This is a genomic window from Patescibacteria group bacterium, from assembly GCA_041651155.1.
Taxonomy (GTDB): Bacteria; Patescibacteriota; Patescibacteriia; order CAIXNZ01; family CAIXNZ01; genus JAPLYF01.
Genome location: JBAZJU010000005.1, coordinates 71651 through 89311, shown reverse-complemented (window position 1 = coordinate 89311; position 17661 = coordinate 71651). Strand labels below are relative to the sequence as shown.

Here is a 17661-nt window from a genome sequence, read left to right as displayed (position 1 = left end):
ATTACCATTTATAATTAGAAAACACCCAATCGTAAACAGCTTTAACATCTTGAAAACGGTCGCCATCAGTTTTACTGCCCAAAACAACGATTAAAATTTCTTGTTCGCTTGCTCCTTTTATTTTTACTGCCAAGCAATAACCTGCTTCATTCAAGGAACCGGTTTTACCGCCGACAATGTCCAAATAACTATGGACTAAACGGTCAGTATTATATAATTTCACAGTTCTTGATTTAACTTTTGTCATTGCTTGAAATTCATAGGCTTCTGTGGTCGTCACCTTTTTAAGTTCCTCATTTTGCAAAGCATAATTTAAAAGTTTTGCCACATCTTTAGCGCTAGACTGATTATTTGGATCTAGTCCGCTCGGGTCAGCAAACTGCGTCTCCGCTAAACCCAAACTTTTAGCTTTCTCATTCATTTTCTGGACAAATTGATCTTCATTAAATCCAGCGATTCTAGTCAAAGCAATAATAGCTGTATTGTCTGAGGCTACTAAGGCAGTATAAAATAAATCCTTTACAGTAATAATTTCGCCATCTTTTAAGTGTGGCGTGCTGCCATAGCGTAAATCGCTTGGGATAGTAAAGGTTTCTTTTGTCCAGCCTGGATTATGATCCAAAAAAACCAAAGCAGTCATTAGCTTGGTGATGCTGGCGATAGGCCGTATTTCATCAGAATTTTTCTGATATAAAATTTTCCCTGATTTAACATCAACTGCAACGATGCTTTCGGCCGTAGTCTTTACGTCTAAATAATCTGTATAGATTCTTTGAGGAGCTTTTTGCTGATCAATCGCAAAATTTTGAGACTGCCCCAAATTTAAAAAGCCGTCAAAATTAAATTGAGCAGTCCAGAGTAAGGGTATGGCTATTAAGCTGATAAAAAAATTAGCAAGCATATAATAAATCAAAAATCCCCGGCAAGGGATTTTATAAGTATCTTAATTTTCTTGGCTTAAATCTTGCTGCACTGGTTGTGTTGGATTTAAAAGTTTTTCCAAAGCTTCCTGGCTATTTAACTTTTCATACTCAGGCAGCTGGGTCGGATCTGTTAAGCCTAAATGTTTCAGAAAATCAAAGGTAATCTGATATTTTTGGACCATATTTTTCTTATCGTCAATTTCCTCAATTAACCCGCGAATCATTAAATTTCTTAAAATAATACTGCAATTTACTCCCCTGATCATTTCCAGTTCTGTTCTGGTAATCGGTCCGCGATACGCGACAACAGTTAGGGTTTCCAATGAGGCCGGAGTTAATTCTCCAGTTACTTCTTCTTTTAAAAATTCTGAGATAAGCTTGCCATTATCAGCATGGGAAACCATCTGATAATTGCTGCCTATTTTCTGTAAGCTAATTCCTCTGTCATTTTGATTATATTCAGTAAATAAATTATCCAATTCTTTTTTCACATCTTCCTTATCACCGCCAACCAATTCTGCGATTTTCCCAGCTGAAAGAGGCCTGATAGAAATGAATAAAATAGATTCAATTTTTGATTTTAGCGACATGATGTAAATAATTAAAAATTTAAAATGCAAAATGCAAAATTACAATTCAAAATCCAAAATTTTTAACTTTAAACTGCAATTTTAAACTTTGAACTTTGAATTTTAAACTTTTTTCAATGTTATATCCTTAAATAACTCATCCTGTTCCACCCACAAAATCTTTTGTTTAACGAGTTCCAAGACGGCCAGGAAAGAAACGATTTTGTCAGTTTTAGTCTTGGAATCGCAAATTAATTTATTAAAACTAGTACAAGCTTCTTTTAAAACCAAATCTTTAATTTGCTGAATCCTTTCTGAAAGCTTGATTGCTTTGGCAATTACTCTTTGCGGCAAAATAACAATTGGCTTAATACGCTTTATAACCTGTTCGTAAATCCTTTGCATTTTAGCTGCGGTTAAGCTCTTAGGCGCGTGAAAGCCAATAATCATGGCGCCTTCTGGAAATTTCTCTTTGCTAAAACATTGTTTCTTCTTTTTTAATATCTTCTGAATCTTCTTAGCTGCTTCCAAATATTCCTTATACATCTTTAACTGCTTTTCCAAATCAATGCCCTCTTCCTCAATTTCCAAGGTTGGCAATAATGCCTTTGACTTAATATAGATCAGCTTGGCTGCCACAACCAAAAAATCTGCAGTTTCTTCCAGCTTTAAATTTGGATTGGCATTCATGTAAGCGATAAATTGATCAGCCACGGTTGCCAAAGAAACTTTAGTGATATCCATTTCCTGGCTTTCAATTAACTGCAAAAGCAGGTCTAAAGGGCCTTGCCAGGATTCTAATTGTACCTTGTATGTTCCCATGTAATACGTGTAAATTGACAATATTTAGCCATTGGGCATTAAGACAAGGAATAATTTCTATTTCCTTTAGCTTGTGCCTATTGGCTATTGGCTTCTTGGCCAAAAAATCTATCTTCTCTTTTTAGAAATTTTTTTAATTACTTTTTTAGCTTTTTTAACAGTTTTCTTTATTGCTTTTTTCAAAGGTTTCTTAAACTTCTTCATTTCGGAAAATGCTCCTACTACTGGCTTTTCCAATTTTTCAAATTCTTTCATGGCCATTTCCACGCTGTCAGTAAAACTGCCTGTTGGCAAAATAACTTTTTTTACTTTTTGTAAACCCTTATCCATATAAACTTCCAAATCGTGTAAAGAGCCAAAAGCTGGCATCGCGCCTGGCTTAACTTTAAATACTCTGACCATAACACCCTCTTTTGGTATTTCAACTGTCTTAATACCCATGCCTTTTGCATTCATTAATTTTTTCAATTTTTTCAAGTCAACTCTTTTTGAGGCTGGCAATAAAACTAGGACAAAACCTTTATTGGTTTTGACCAGTAAATTCTTGGCAATTTCATCTAATTTCTTTTTTAAGGTCTGCGCCGCATCATAAGCAGTGTAAACTTTACGATGAGTAATAATCGCATATTTAGCGCCTCGTTTGTCTAAGTAATTAATGATTTGTTTTGGAACTGGCATATGTTTGAATTAGGTTAATTAAGTTATATGAAGTTATATTAGATTTTTATAATGTAAAATCTCAAATTTCAAAAACCAAATCACAAATAAATTACAATAATCAAATCTCAAATCACAAACATTTGAAATTTTGGAGTTTAAATTTTGAGATTTATTTGGAACTTGAAATTTGTTATTTGGTGCTTTTCAATTTTAAAGGAAGTCGTTTCTGTTCTCCCAAAAGTTTCTTTACCACTTTCCGTCCCAAGGGCGTCAAACGTATTTTATTGATAAATGTTTTCTCTTTTGTCAATTCGCCAAACCCCACAATTAAACCCCTTTTTATTAAACGGTCTAGGCTTGAGGTAATGGAATTAACCATAATTTCCCGATTCGGGCCTGCCTTGGCCGAGCCAGGCTTCTTTTTATAAGAACTGTAAAAACCAAGCAAAACTTTGCGGTCAAGCTTATTTTTTGAGTCAAATGACTGCAAAAGTATGTATTTTTGCAGCTTAGATAAACGCATATTACCTTTATATTTTAACGTAAAAACTGGAATGATTCAAGTCGCAGACGAAAACGCTCTTTGTCATTCAGAGCGAAGCGTGGAATCTATTACATCCAGGATTCTTCACTCCGTTCTGAATGACAGTGAAGACAAAGAGCGTTTTCGCCCGCATACTTTTCCCAAATTTAAAACCCGTCCAGTCATTTGACCAAACGGGGTTAAGGTTACAATTTTATACAACTGCTTCACGAGCACGCAGGGCTACGTCACAAAAATTGACAGAGTAAAAGGGAGTAATCATTCTTCTGCCATCCCAGTGGGTACTAGGCACGCCACCATTACTAGATTGCGACCCAGAACAGAGAGTGGAATTTTTGATATCAATAGGATTGCCTGTTTCTTTATAATACTTGCGCCAGTGCTGAATATGTTCAAGAAAGGTAATCCCAACTATCTTTTTCTTTTGAAGATCAAAAAAAGATAAATTTTTTAGTTCTCTATCTGCCTCAATCCAATCTCGCACCCAAATAGCATAAGAGCCATTGACCGGATCGCGATCATTTTTAGACATGGATTCGTCAAGATTTCTTAGTGTGTTCTCTATGCAGGGAAAATGTTTAGCGCAGGTATCATACGCTTGCTGGATTTTTAGGCCTTTGGGAATAACAATCAGTCGGTCAAATCCTTTTTGTGTCTCTGGTATCCGCAGATCTGAGAAATCCACTTCAATGCCGTCCTCGCGGTAGAGGATCTCCCACTCAATAATCATTTTACGGATCATTGCCAGTTGGTATGACTTAACGGTTTCAACCACACTTTGGAAAAGTTTTTGATTATGGGCTATTGCCTTCCAAAAATCCCTACCTGCTCCGACTTTTCGTCCAGTGACAATTACCTCTGACATCAAGCCAACTTCTTTCCCAAACACTTCTCCTTCAGACGCACCATGGTTTTCCATGACACACCTCCTCGTTTTTTTTGACACGCCTCTAAAACGAGACACGCCTTTTGATTTTCACCTTAGCAAAGCTTGTACTTCCTGTCAACTCCCAATAAATAATGAAAGTAAAACAATAGTAATACATTGTAATACAATTGTCTTACTATTGTTTTATAACTGTCTTACAATCGTCCCACCATCGCCTTACAAGTGGTTCCGTCTTCCTATTTCTCCAAATCAAATTTAATGCGCAATTTTTGACAAATATTATTTGTAATCTTTAATCTCCTTGGCCAACCTGGCCGCAAACTGCAAAACTTCGTCACCAGGTAAAACTTGAGCACTTGTTCTTTCAATACTAATAAATTTGTTTGGGCCTAAAACTAAGTAAACAGTATTAATAAGGCCATTTTCCTGAACAGCGTAAAAATTTTCCATGGGGATACGATTATCAACCATTATTTTATGGCCAATAAATTCCCTGCCTTTTTTCTGGTCAGCTACGCTTAAATAATCCATTACCAGCATGACATAGTTCTTGTCATCATAATAATAACTGCAATTGTATAAGCCCGAAACTTTCGGCGGCTCAACTTTAACAATTTCTTTGCCCAAAATACTGGCCATGAATTCTTTGGTAAACTGGCCGCAAATATCTTCCACAATGTAATAGGATTTATCCTGACGAGAAGGTTCACCAGGATATTGGACAAAACAATTAGCTAGACGCTTACCCTTATCGCCATAACCCTCTAAATCAACTGGACCAGCAGTACATTTACTCGTGATGTCAGTTTCGTTTGCAGTGGTGTTATTAGAATTTAAAACAGTTGGCTGCGTGCCTGTTTTTGACGCGCAACCAGATAAAAATAAAATCACAGCCAGAAATAAAAATAAAATTTTCTTCATAGGATTAATTATTTTTTAAAATATTTAATCTTATTTTTCCAAATCCAATTTAATATGCAATTCTTTTAATTGATTTGCTGTAACTTCGCTCGGCGAATCAAGCATCACATCCTCTGCCTGCCCATTTTTCGGAAAAGCATAGATATCACGGATGCTGGGCAATTCCCATAAAACCATTAACAAACGATCAATGCCTGGCGCAGCACCGCCATGAGGGGGCGCTCCGTATTCAAAGGCCCGAATCATGTGGCCGAATTTGGCATCTACTTCTGCTTTAGTATAACCTGCAATTTCAAAAGCCTTATACATTATTTCTGGCTCATGATTTCTGATAGCGCCAGAAGAAATTTCATAGCCATTGCAGACAATATCATATTGATAAGCTAAAATATCCAGAGGATCTTTTTCTTGCAAAGCTTTTAACCCGCCTTGAGGCATAGAAAAAGGATTATGAGAAAAATCTATTTTGCCTGGTTCTAATTCTGAATGATCATACATGGGGAAATCAATCACCCAGGCCCAGGCTGCTTTTTTCGGATCTTTTAAGCCCAAACGATTACCGCATTCATTCCTGACCGCGCCCAAAGCAGAGCAAACAGTTTTCCAAGTATCAGCGCCAAAGAAAATAATATCGCCAGTTTTGGCTTTAAGCTCATTCACAATTTTATTAGCCAAATCATCACCTAAGAATTTCACAATCGGTGATTGCAGCTCCCCCTTTTCTTTTATCACAATATACGCTAATCCTTTAGCTCCCCTGGAAACAGCTATACCTGTCAAGTCATCAATTTCCTTGCGAGAAAATTTAGCACCACCATCAATTTTTAAAGCATGAACCACGCCTTTATTTTTCACAACTTCGCTAAAAACAGAAAAACCACAATCTTTAACCATTTCAGTGATTGGCTGGATTTCCAGGCCAAATCTCAAGTCCGGTTTGTCAGAGCCATATTTTTCCATGGCGTCTTTATAAGTAATTCTGGGAAATGGTTTTTTAATTATTTTTTTATCAGAAAATTTTTCAGTCAATTCAATCATCAATGGTTCAATCACGGCCCAGACATCATCCTGTTCAACAAAAGACATTTCCATGTCAATTTGATAAAATTCGCCTGGATGTCGGTCAGCGCGCGGGTCTTCATCGCGAAAACACGGCGCGATCTGAAAATATTTATCAAAACCAGCAATCATTAGTAATTGTTTAAACTGCTGGGGTGCTTGTGGCAAAGCATAAAACTTGCCTGGATGTAATCTTGAGGGTACCAAATAATCTCGCGCACCTTCTGGAGAGGAATTGGCTAAAATCGGAGTTTGGATTTCCAGAAAATCTTTTTTATGAAAATATTCTCGCACATAAGTTATCAATTTATCGCGGTCAGCTGCAATTTTCTGTAATCTGGTATGGCGCAAATCTAAAAACCTGTACTTCAAACGCAAATCCTCATTAACCATTTTATCCTGATCAATTTCAAAAGGAGGTGTCTTGGACTGGGTTAAAACTTTAATTTCAGTAATTGCGACTTCAACCTCGCCTGTTGCTAAATTTTTATTTATCATATCTTTTGGCCTGGCTAAAACTTTGCCACTGACTTGCAAAACCCATTCCGGCCGTACTTTATCAGCTTCATTCCAGGCCTCTTTGGAAATATCCGGGTCAAACTTGATTTGGGTTAAACCATAACGGTCGCGCAAGTCAATAAAAATCACGCCGCCATGATCTCTTCTGGAATTGACCCAGCCGCATAAAGTTATACTTTTACCTACGTGCTTTTTAGTCAGTTCTCCGCATGTATTGGTTCTTAACATAGATTTTAGATTAATAATTTTAAATTATAAATTTTTAATTTTTAATAAATGATTTAATGACTAAATTTTAAAATTAACAAAAAAATTCCGTCTTCAAACCCATTACCTAAATTAAAACAGTAATAGATTCAAGGACGGAATTTTTTCCGCGGTGCCACCTTGATTTCTTTAATGTCATGCTGAAGTTCTCAAGGCATAACACTAAAACTCTCAATTTTGCCCTTCACGCGGGCCTGCGCCAGGTTCTACTCCCTTTTTTAAAAGGTTTCTTCCTAGACCTTCATTTGGCGTTAACCAAACTCAAACGGCTTTGTACTTATATTTTAGCAAAATCTGTATTCTTGTCAACAAGCTCAATAATTTAAACTAAAACGCTAAAATTCTAGGTATTAAATAGCCGCTCATCTGATAGACAAGCGGCTGTGCGAATTTGTTTGCTTATTTTTTTTGATTGAGAAATTCCTGTTTAGTAAAAAGCGGATAAAACGGAATTCCTCTTTGCTTAAAATACTCCTGTGCGCCTTCCTGCCTGTCTAAAAGACAAATCACTGCGCAAACAGTAGCTTCCTTTAGCAGAACAGCGTCAAGGGCTATTCCAGCTGAAGTTCCTGAAGTAGTGACATCTTCAAAGATCACGACTTTATCGCTAGATTTAAAGTTGCCTTCAATCTGACTTTTGGTGCCGTGACCTTTAGGCTGTTTCCTGACATAAAATGATTTGAGTGGCCTTTGTCCAAGGTAATGAGCAGCGGCTTGTACCTGACCAACGATTGGGATGGCTCCTGTCTCCAAACCGCCGATTGAGTCTGGTTGAAGATTATTCTCATCCATTATTTGCAGAAGTAATTGCCCGATAAGAGGTGCCGTGTCTGGATGGGTAGAGGCAATTCTTCCGTCACAGTAATAGGAAGATTCTCTGCCCGAAGCTAGAGTAAACTTACCGAACTTAATGCTTCCCGTAGAAATCATCAAATTAAACAGCTTATTCCTTTTCTCTATGTCCATTTCTCTCCTCCTTTACTTTTTAAGGTTATCTGAAACCTTTTTTACCAGGACGACTGGATCTGTTTCAAAAATTATTGGCTTTTTGGGACTTACGCCAAATTGTTCACTCATCCTATGTAATTCGGCAGAAAAGCCACCTGTCTCTGTCAATACACCTATAATCTTGCCTTCGCTAAAGGCCAAGGTAAATTCATTCAACGTCCCTATTCTACCACTAATGAAAATTACTGCCTGGCAAGAACGAATGTTAATGACAGCTCGTCCTTTAAGGCCAAAACCAGTAAAAATCATAGCAGTAAAAGGTTGGAGGGGAAAATTGTAAGTTGAAACGTGTTTTTCTTCGTTTTCTGCCGGTGAAAAACCAAGCACAATGCCATTATTTTCTGTAGCGCCAATAGCTGCTTCCAGTGGTAGGCCAGGACAAGCGCCAGTGGCTAGGACATAACCATTTCTGGCTATTTGAGCTCCAATTATTCTAGCTTTTTCTTTAAGCTCAGCCGTCAAATCGCCGTGTGCTGAACCCATTACTCCGATTACTGTTTTCATCTATACCTCCTTTAAATTTTCTGTCCCTAAATCTGGGACAGATTTTGGATGTTATTTTTCAGAATCCTTTCTTTTTTTCAATATCCGAAGTTGTAAAAACCTTAACAAAATTGGCCTAAAATGTCAACTCTTAAAAACCCACGGAAACTTACCAATTTTGAAATCCTAAATACTAAACAATATCAAAATTCAAAGCTCAAAAGACAAAACTTGAGTTTTGAATTTAAAAATTTGATATTTGAAATTTATTTGTCATTTGAATTTTGTCATTTGTTATTTAAAAAGAGGCCCTCTCTTGAGAGCCCCTATATTGTTTAGATGTTAAGTTTCCCATCTTTCATCAGTATCCGACCGCCAACAATAGTCATCACAGGCCAGCCCTGAAGCCATTTGCCGTCCCAGGGACAGTTGCGCGACAAGCTTTGAAACTTGTCGGCCTCAACTTTTTTCCGCATTTGCGGATCAATCACCGTAATGTCAGCCACGCTTCCTGGATGTAATGTTCCCTTACCTTTGAGTTCAAGAATTCTGGCAGGATTGATTGTCAACTTGCGAATGATTTCTATTAGGGGAATTCTTTTGTTTAAAGTGGACAGTATGACTGGCACAGCTACTTCCAAACCAATAATGCCAAGTGGCGCTTTGTCCAGCGGTAGATTTTTTTCTTCAGGTGTATGCGGCGCGTGATCTGTGGCAATGGCATCAATTGTGCCATCAGCCAAACCTCGAATTACTGCCTGCCGATCTTTTTCAGTCCGAAGCGGCGGATTCATCTTGGCATTAGCACCGAGCCGGTGAAAATCTTTTTCAGTTAGAGAAATATAATGGGGCGCGGTTTCACAAGATATAAATCCGTAGTGTTTCTTGGTTTCGCGAATGATATCTACTGATTCGGCACAAGAAACATGCTGAATATGGATGGGGTGATGCTGTGTGGCTGCAAAATTTGTAGCCAAGGAAATATCCAGATATTCTGAGCGTTTATCATAGAGTGAAAAACGACCATCTTCGCAATGCAGAAGAAGCGGTTTTTTCAATTCAGTACGTTGGAACCAGAAATGATGGATATTGTCCATTGCCTTAAGCAAGGCCTCGGGATCCCAAATGGCCTTGCCATCATCACTGAAGCCTGCAGCCCCGCTTTCCAAAAGCTTTGTTAAACTCTCCACTGTTTGAATTGAAAACCCCTTTAATTCTTTGCTTATTGCTACTATCTGGAGCAGGTTTATCAGACTCCCTTCCATTCTGGCTTGTGCTTGCTGCAAGCTTGCGACATTATCAATTACCGGATCAGTATTAGCCATGCAAGCCACGGTGGTAAATCCACCCATGATTGCGGCCAAACTCACACTTATGTAATTTTCTTTTTTCGCCTGCTTGAAATCGCATCCATGCGCATGCATGTCAATCAACCCCGGGCAGACAATTTTACCTTTAACATCAATCACTTCAACTGATCGTAAAACCCGCAAATTGCCAATTTTCTTGACCTTGCCATTTTCAATCAGCACATCAGCAATAAGGTCAAGATTATTCGCCGGATCTATCACTCTACCGCCTTTTAACAGGATGTTTCCCATTTTCCCTCCTAGCTGTTTTCTTATTTACCTTTTTGAAAAAATCCCTGCCAATCACAAGTTTTGCCACATAATTTTTTTTCGGCGATTTCGGTTTAGGATTTTTGCTGCGCAGACCCTTGTTTAGGGTTTTAAAATTTGTCCGTCTTTCTTTTTTGCGCCTTTCAAATTTTGGAGTTTTGCGCGGAGTAACAGACCTTCCTTTTTTGCCCATTATTTTTTCCTTTCCTGCCCCGAACCTAAACGTAGTGCATGGTTCGAGGCTTTTTGGGAATTGAAAAGGGGGATTTGTTCCCCCTATCTTTTCACTTTAAACCCTTGCATGATCAGTTCTTTAAAATTACCCTCTATTTCAAATTCCTCCAAGTGTAACAAGGCAGACCAAGGTAGATTTGATTCTTTATATTGCCGGCTGCATAAGACGTAAGCTCTTTTGGGTTGAATCTTTTCTTTGATAAACCTTAAGAGCTCAACTTCTTCCTCCTGAGTCAAATGCTCTCCATCTTTAAATTCCAGCCTAATTATAGTATGGAATTTCTTAATTTGCCCATAAGCATAAGCGCATTTAAGCTTAGCTTTAATCCGTTCAATGATATTCACTTTTCCCTCCTTGCCCCGTACCCGAGCAAAGCAAGTGATTCGGGGCTTGTTTTGTAATGTTGTTAATGTTCAATTCCTTATCTGACCTTAACAAAAAAAAGTTGCCCTGTCAAGACAACTTTTGCAAAAAATCAATTGACTTAAGCGGCCATTCCATATTGACTAAAAGCAGCTTGGAAACGACCTGGTTAAACTGGGTTATTGTTTCTTTATCAACTCCTAAATTTACAAAAAAATCCAAGTCCTTTTTCTGCCCTAACTGCAATAACTTAATCACCTGATCAGCCACTAAAACATAATCCTCAATCAAGCAAACCTTTTTGCAATTCTCGCAAATAATCCCCCCGTGCGAAAAATCAAAGATATTTTTGGTCAGTAAAATCCCCTTGTGGCAAATTAAGCACCTCTTGATTTCCGGCTGATAGCCCAGCAAAGACAAAAGTTTCAAGCCATAAAGATTTGCCAGCAGCAACAATTTCTCTTTATCCTTTTTGCTGATTTCCTGTTCTAAAATATTTAGAATTTTTAGCAACAAATCAAACTTATCATTATTCTGAGTCTGGCCTATAATCAACCGATCAGTAATTTCTGCCAAATAATTTATCAAAGCAAAACCAAAAAGATTCTGCCGTAAATTTTGATAACCTTCAATCAAATTGCAATTCGCCAATTTATCAAAACCCTTGCCCTTGGCAATCATGACTTTAATTAAATAAAAAGGTTCCAGATATGGATTTAATTTACTAATGATTTTTTTCGTGCCTTTGGCCAAAACATCTATTTTGCCAAAATCTTTGGTGTATAGACAAAAAAGACGATCATTTTCCTGATAGTCTCGTCTTTTCAGAACTAAAGCTGTTGTAGTGTAGGTTTGGGACATAAAGTGAATGGCGAAAAAGCCTCTTTGTCATCGAGTCATTCAGAGCGTAGCGTGGAATCCTGTATTACTAGATTCTTCACTTCCTGCCTGCCGGCAGGCAGGCGTTCTGAATGACAAAGGGGCTTTTTCGCCCATTTCATCAAGGTAACTCTGAAGTATTATCATCGCTGCGACTGCATCATCCTGACCCTTAGATTTAGTTCCCTGCAAAAGATTTTGCGCGTAACTGCTGGACAGATTTTCATTCTGTGCAATTATTTCCATGGAAAATTCTCTTTTCAATTGGCTAATAAAATCTTTAACTATTTCGTATTGCGCTGACTTAACTCCTTTTAATCCAGTTGGGATTCCAACTACAATCTTACCGATTTCTTCTTCCAGACAAATATCCTTAATAGCTTCAAATAAACCCTTGTCATTAGTTAAAATCTTATAAGGCGAGGCAATTTTAGTTTCAGTATCAGCAATAGCTAAACCGACTTTTTTCTCGCCATAATCAATACCTAGTAATTTTTCACTCATATAATTTCCTTTAATAAATCATTCACAAAATCCATATCCCCGTCATTTTCAATTATAACATCAAATTTTTTCTTAAATTCGGGCAGATTTCCTTCCACATTTTCATTTAAAAATCCGATTTTAATTAAGTTATCATAATCAAAGCCCTCAATCATATCAATATCATCAACTCCGTCTCCCAAAAGTATAACATTTTTTCTTTCTTTGACATCTTTAAAGGCTGGAAAATCTTTAACAAAAATTTCTTTTTTATTTAAAGAATGAATTATTGGCTCTTTAATTTTTATCACCTTGCCCTCTTTATCAAAGTCAAAAAAATTAGCAATAATATGAATGTCATTATAAAGCCGGCCTTCCTGTTTTAAATATTGACTAATCATATCGCCTGGCCCGGCCGACATAATGACTAAGGGAATATTATTTTCATGCAAAGAATCAATAAAATCCAAAGCGCCAGCCCGAAATTTAAGCGCTCTTTTACTGACAATTTCATCCATGACTTTCTTATTCAAACCGTTTGAAACCAGCAAGGCAAAATGCTTCTGCCACCACTCATGCATTTTAGCTATTTTTTCATTTTTGCTGACTTTCGGATCAATTTCAATTGGGCGGTAGGTATTATAAAGTTCATGGGCTTTGAGTGCGTAATCAGGCGTTAAATATCCGCTTTGCCTAAATTGAGCAATGACTGTGGACACTTTTTGTCCCTCAATAAAGGCTCCGGTCAAAGTCCTGTCAAAATCAGCCAGGACATGAATTTTATCTTTGCCTTGTTCTTTAAAATTTCTAATTAAAGAATCCAAACGTTCTTGATCTGGAATTAAAATGTTTTCTGAATTTTTCTGCTTTTCTTTATTCATATAGTGAAAAAAGTAATATGATCGTAAAACAGTAGTAAAAAATTGCAATACAATTGTTTTACCATGGTCTTATCACATTTTTACCATTGTTTTACAACTGTCTTACCAAACATCCTACAACGCTGTCAAAACCCTGGTCTTACCCTCATGATCAATCGCCACAGTATGCTCAAATTGCGCTGACAAACTGCCATCAGCTGTGGCAAAGGTTAAATCATCGTCTAAAAGTTTAACTCGCCAGCCGCCAGAATTAACCATAGGTTCAATCGCAATCGTCATGCCTCTTTTAAGCTGAATATTTTTACTTTCTTCAGTCACATAATTTGGCACATTAGGATCCTCATGAACTTTCTGGCCAACGCCATGGCCGACTAATTCTCTAACTACCGTAAAACCATTTTCTTCCGCATAGTCTTGAATTACTTTAGCAACATCACTTAAATAATTTCCCTCTTTAACTTGTTCAATGGCTAAATTTAAACACTCTTGCGCAGTGGCCATTAAATTTTCTGCTTCTTGGCTGACTTTACCGACACCAACGGTCACTGCCATGTCAGTAAACCCGCCTTGATATTCCATGCCAATATCCAAGCCGATGATATCACCTTCCTTTAGAATGCGATTGGGCCTGGCAGGAGCATGAACCACCTCATCATTAATTGAAGTACATAAAGTAGTGGGAAAAGGTATGTCGCTGGCTGAGGTTTGATAATTCTTAAAAGAGGGCTGCCCGCCATTTTGTAAAATTAATTTTTCTGCCAGATTATCCAGCTCCATGGTGCCGACGCCTGGCTTAACCATTGACTGGACTTCTTTTAAAATTCCGGCCAAAATCCTGCCCCCGATGCCTATCACTTCAATCTCTTTTTGTGTTTTATAAATAATCATATTGTTACTAATTTACAAACCTTCGTCCCGCGTGGCGGGACTACGGTTTGCAAAGGCAAATATTCTACAAATAATACTAATAATTTCTCAGATTACATAACTAATTCGTCGATTCGTATTTCAATTATTCAAAACCTAATAAATACTCTAACTTTTTAAATCTTTTAAAATCAAACTAAAAACCTTTTTAATTGAAGCCTCGCCATTTATTTTTATCAGCTTACGCTCTTTTTTAAAATATTTCAATAATGGCAAGGTCTCTTTTTTAAATATTCTTAATCTATTTTTTATCGCCTGGGGCGTATCATCAGCTCTCTGGCTCAAATTTTTGCCGCATTGATCGCAGATCAAAGCATGCTTTGGCCTGTCAGTCTTAATATTATAAGTCTGGCCGCAACCGCATATCCTGCGACTACTCAGCCTCTTAATTGATGATTTTTGATTTATCCCTATAAATATAACGTAATTAATAATAATTAGTTTCTCTAATAATTTAAGCTGTTTATAATCTCTGGGAAAACCGTCATAAATTGCGCCTCGGAGATATTTAGCTTTCCTTAATTCTCTTTTTAATAATTCCTCTGTAAAATGATCGGGCACCAGAGAACCTTTAAGCATGTATTTCCCGACTTTTTTGCCTAGCTTTGTTTTATGTTGAACCTCTTGTCGAAAAAGACTGCCAATGCCGATTACTGGCAATTTATACTTTTTAGCTAAAAGCTCTGCCTGAGTACCCTTGCCTGAGCCCTGCGGACCAATCAAAATTATATTCATTATATTTAGGTTAAAAAATAAAAAGGGTATTTCCCTTTTTATTATAACATATCTTAAAACTTTAAGTTTAGTCGTATTGGGCGGTGCCAAATTAAATGCCCTCGTATTCTCTCATCGTTAACTGTGATTCAACCTGCTTAACGGTTTCAATTACCACGCTGACTACGATCAATAAACTGGTACCGCCAATCACTAAATTCAAACCGCCGGTAAACTGCTGAATAACCAAAGGTAAAATAGCAATCAAGCCCAAAAACAATGCGCCGGCAAAAATTATGCGATTTGTGACATGGCCCAGATATTCCTCAGTGTGTTTACCCGGCCGAATGCCAGGAATAAATCCGCCTTGCTTTTGTAAATTTTCAGCAATCTGCTGGGGATGAAAAATGACTGCTGTATAAAAATAAGTGAAGCCAAAAACAAAAACAAAATATAAGATGCCGTAAATAAGCTGATTCTGGAAAACAGAAATTATAAATTGCGCGGCCTGAACCAAAATCTGGGATTTAGCATGGACAAAAAACTGGGCAATCATGGGCGGAAAGATAATCAAAGAAATTGCAAAAATAATCGGAATCACGCCAGCCATATTGACCCTTAATGGCAAATGAGTGCTGACTCCGCCATACATTTTATTGCCTCGCACGTGGCGGGCGTAAGAAACCGGCACATTGCGCGTGCCTTCATTAATAATTACCACGCCTACAATTGTAATAATGGCAATGATGGCGAATAAAACTAAATTAAAAATTTCGGCTGGATCAAAAACAACTAAAGTTCTTTGCACCAAGCTTGGCAATCTGTCAACAATACCGGCAAAAATAATTAAAGAGATGCCATTGCCTATTTTCCTTTCTGAAATCAATTCGCCAATCCACATTAAAAATACTGTCCCGGCAGTGAGCGTAATCAGTGTTAGGATTAAATCAAAAGGCGATAAAAAGTTGATTATTTTATAGGTGGATTGTCTTTGCAAGGTTGTAATGATGCCATAGCCCTGCAGAGCTGCCAGAGGTACGGTCAGCCATCTGGTCCAATTATTTATTTTTTGATAACCGCCTGGCTCTTTGGAAATTTCTTCCAGCTTAGGCACAATCATAACCAACAATTGAAAAATAATAGAAGCAGTAATATAAGGGCCGACTCCCATGGCCACAACTGAAAAATTACTCATGCCGCCGCCGGAAAAAATATTAATCAAGCCAAAAATCTGGTTGGATGCAAAAAATTCCTTCAAATTATCCAAATTAACTCCGGGAATAGGAATATGAGCAGCAATTCTAAAAATTACCAATAAAGCTAAAACATACAAAATGCTTTTGCGTAAATCTCTAATTTTAAAAATTTGCGTGAACTTTTCCCACATAATTATTATTTCTTTTCTTCTTTAAGCTCTTTTTTATAAGGTAAGAGCAAAATAATCTTGCCGCCTGCTTTTTCCACAGCTTCTTTAGCAGAGGCTGAAATTTTATTAGTCTTAACAATCAGCTTCTTGGTGAGCTCTCCCTGGCCTAAAATTTTAACGCCAATGCTAGTCCCCTTGATTAAACCCTTAGCCGCTAATTTACCTGCTGTTATTATATCATCATTTTCAAAATTCTTTTCCAAATCCTGCAAATTAACAATTTCTAACTTAGGCCTTAAGCTCCTAAAGCCACCTAATTTTGGAATGCTCAAAATATTGCCTTTTAAGCCTTTTAATTTTAAACCGCCCTTGCCGCCGCTTCTGGCTCGTTGGCCTTTAGCACCGCGAGTAGAATAAGTGCCATGACCTGAAGAATCGCCTCTGCCGACCCTCTTCTTTTTCTTTTTAGCGCCATAGGCTGGCCTTAAATTGTTTAAATTCAATGACATAAAATTATTTATTTTCCGTTTTTTTAGATATTAAACCTTTAATTTTATCTTTAAAGCTTTTTCCTTCAGCTTTTTTAGAAGTAACAGATTGAACTCTATTTTCTTTTCCCAATTCATTGTTTTCAACCTCAATTTCTAGAGCTGATTTTGTACCGCGCTTAAAGCTCTTAAAAGCAATGGTCGTCGCTTTAACATTGTTAATTTTATTGTTTGAACCCAGGATTTTGGCTGTGATATTGGCAATACCGGCTAATTCGCAAAGGATTCTGACTGCGCCGCCTGCCTTAACTCCTGTTCCTTTTTTTGCAGGCTTTAAAAGTATTTTAGCTGATTTAAATTTTACTTTGACATTGTGAGGAATCGTTTCGTTTACTATGGGCACTTTTACTAAATTTTTCTTGGCTTTATTAAAGGCTTTGGTTATTGCCGCTGTTACATCAGCGCCTTTGGCAACGCCAAAACCCACTCGGCCTTTTTTGTCGCCAATCGCCAAACAAGCTCGGAATTTCATTCTTTTGCCTCCGGCCATGACACGGGTAACGCGCGCCAAATCAACCACTCTTTGCTCGAATTCCTCTTCTTTTTTCACTCCGCCTCTGTCTTTATTATTATTTCTTTTAGCCATAATAATTAATTATAATTTTTTTAAAATTCTAAACCGCCTTCTCTTGCTCCTTCTGCCACAGCTTTTACCCGGCCGTGATATTTATAGCCAGCTCGGTCAAAGACTACTTTTTTAATTTTTTTATCCATTGCTTTTTGCGCCGCCAATTTACCAACAGCTTTAGCTTTTTCAGTCTTGGTCGCTTTTTTATTCTTCAATTCCAAATCACTGGCCGCAACTAAAGTCGCGCCAGCCAAATCATCAATAATCTGCACATTAATATGCTTTAAGCTTCTGAAAACATTTAATCTCGGCTTTTGTTTTGTACCGATTATTCTCGCTCTGATTCTGCTTCTTCTGCTTTCTTTCAGCTGATTTTTAATTTTTTCTTTATTATTAGTCATATATTAAATTAGC

At 37.3% G+C, this 17661-nt stretch carries 21 protein-coding genes; all 21 read right to left on the bottom strand.

What is annotated here, in order from left to right; genetic code table 11:
* Position 1: 1 nt before the first annotated feature.
* A complete protein-coding gene (locus tag WC460_04690; GenBank protein ID MFA5188631.1) occupies positions 2-901 on the bottom strand; it encodes a serine hydrolase in 900 nt (299 codons plus the stop codon).
* Positions 902-943: 42 nt separating this feature from the next.
* Positions 944-1513, bottom strand: coding sequence for an SMC-Scp complex subunit ScpB (scpB, locus tag WC460_04685; protein MFA5188630.1), 570 nt, complete (start codon positions 1511-1513; stop codon positions 944-946).
* Positions 1514-1615: 102 nt separating this feature from the next.
* Positions 1616-2314 (bottom strand): segregation/condensation protein A, encoded by a 699-nt coding sequence (locus WC460_04680; protein MFA5188629.1) that lies wholly within the window; start codon positions 2312-2314, stop codon positions 1616-1618.
* A 108-nt stretch (positions 2315-2422) separates the two neighbouring features.
* Positions 2423-2992 (bottom strand): YbaK/EbsC family protein, encoded by a 570-nt coding sequence (locus tag WC460_04675; GenBank protein ID MFA5188628.1) that lies wholly within the window; start codon positions 2990-2992, stop codon positions 2423-2425.
* Between the two features lie 172 nt (positions 2993-3164).
* The gene (locus WC460_04670) at positions 3165-3497 is read right to left on the bottom strand and encodes a hypothetical protein (protein ID MFA5188627.1); all 333 of its coding nucleotides are present in this window, start codon (positions 3495-3497) and stop codon (positions 3165-3167) included.
* Between the two features lie 214 nt (positions 3498-3711).
* Positions 3712-4437, bottom strand: a complete 726-nt coding sequence (locus WC460_04665) for a hypothetical protein (protein MFA5188626.1) — start codon at positions 4435-4437, stop codon at positions 3712-3714.
* A 249-nt stretch (positions 4438-4686) separates the two neighbouring features.
* Complete coding sequence (locus WC460_04660) at positions 4687-5328, bottom strand: hypothetical protein (protein ID MFA5188625.1); 642 nt, start codon at positions 5326-5328, stop codon at positions 4687-4689.
* A gap of 30 nt (positions 5329-5358) precedes the next feature.
* Positions 5359-7134 carry an aspartate--tRNA ligase gene (gene aspS, locus WC460_04655; GenBank protein MFA5188624.1) on the bottom strand — a complete coding sequence of 592 codons (1776 nt, stop codon included), beginning with the start codon at positions 7132-7134 and terminating at the stop codon, positions 5359-5361.
* A gap of 438 nt (positions 7135-7572) precedes the next feature.
* Positions 7573-8139: an orotate phosphoribosyltransferase gene (pyrE, locus tag WC460_04650; GenBank protein MFA5188623.1), complete on the bottom strand. Its 567-nt coding sequence runs from the start codon at positions 8137-8139 to the stop codon at positions 7573-7575.
* Between the two features lie 12 nt (positions 8140-8151).
* A complete protein-coding gene (locus tag WC460_04645) occupies positions 8152-8685 on the bottom strand; it encodes a hypothetical protein (protein ID MFA5188622.1) in 534 nt (177 codons plus the stop codon).
* Between the two features lie 314 nt (positions 8686-8999).
* Entirely contained in the window at positions 9000-10265 is a 1266-nt protein-coding gene (locus WC460_04640; GenBank protein ID MFA5188621.1) for a dihydroorotase, read from the bottom strand.
* Between the two features lie 294 nt (positions 10266-10559).
* On the bottom strand, positions 10560-10862 hold the full coding sequence (locus WC460_04635; GenBank protein ID MFA5188620.1) for a hypothetical protein: 303 nt from the start codon (positions 10860-10862) through the stop codon (positions 10560-10562).
* A 109-nt stretch (positions 10863-10971) separates the two neighbouring features.
* Positions 10972-11742, bottom strand: a complete 771-nt coding sequence (recO, locus tag WC460_04630; protein MFA5188619.1) for a DNA repair protein RecO — start codon at positions 11740-11742, stop codon at positions 10972-10974.
* Positions 11743-11781: 39 nt separating this feature from the next.
* Positions 11782-12264 (bottom strand): Holliday junction resolvase RuvX, encoded by a 483-nt coding sequence (gene ruvX / locus WC460_04625; protein ID MFA5188618.1) that lies wholly within the window; start codon positions 12262-12264, stop codon positions 11782-11784.
* Positions 12261-13124, bottom strand: coding sequence for a haloacid dehalogenase-like hydrolase (locus WC460_04620; GenBank protein MFA5188617.1), 864 nt, complete (start codon positions 13122-13124; stop codon positions 12261-12263). The genes ruvX and WC460_04620 overlap by 4 nt, the downstream gene beginning before the upstream one ends.
* A 114-nt stretch (positions 13125-13238) precedes the next feature.
* Positions 13239-14012 (bottom strand): type I methionyl aminopeptidase, encoded by a 774-nt coding sequence (map, locus tag WC460_04615; protein MFA5188616.1) that lies wholly within the window; start codon positions 14010-14012, stop codon positions 13239-13241.
* A gap of 147 nt (positions 14013-14159) precedes the next feature.
* Positions 14160-14786, bottom strand: coding sequence for a nucleoside monophosphate kinase (locus tag WC460_04610; protein MFA5188615.1), 627 nt, complete (start codon positions 14784-14786; stop codon positions 14160-14162).
* A 91-nt stretch (positions 14787-14877) separates the two neighbouring features.
* Positions 14878-16152 (bottom strand): preprotein translocase subunit SecY, encoded by a 1275-nt coding sequence (secY, locus tag WC460_04605; protein MFA5188614.1) that lies wholly within the window; start codon positions 16150-16152, stop codon positions 14878-14880.
* Positions 16153-16157: 5 nt separating this feature from the next.
* Positions 16158-16640 carry a 50S ribosomal protein L15 gene (gene rplO / locus WC460_04600; GenBank protein MFA5188613.1) on the bottom strand — a complete coding sequence of 161 codons (483 nt, stop codon included), beginning with the start codon at positions 16638-16640 and terminating at the stop codon, positions 16158-16160.
* 4 nt (positions 16641-16644) lie between these two features.
* Positions 16645-17265, bottom strand: a complete 621-nt coding sequence (gene rpsE / locus WC460_04595) for a 30S ribosomal protein S5 (protein ID MFA5188612.1) — start codon at positions 17263-17265, stop codon at positions 16645-16647.
* A gap of 20 nt (positions 17266-17285) precedes the next feature.
* Positions 17286-17648: a 50S ribosomal protein L18 gene (gene rplR / locus WC460_04590; GenBank protein ID MFA5188611.1), complete on the bottom strand. Its 363-nt coding sequence runs from the start codon at positions 17646-17648 to the stop codon at positions 17286-17288.
* Positions 17649-17661: the final 13 nt, after the last annotated feature.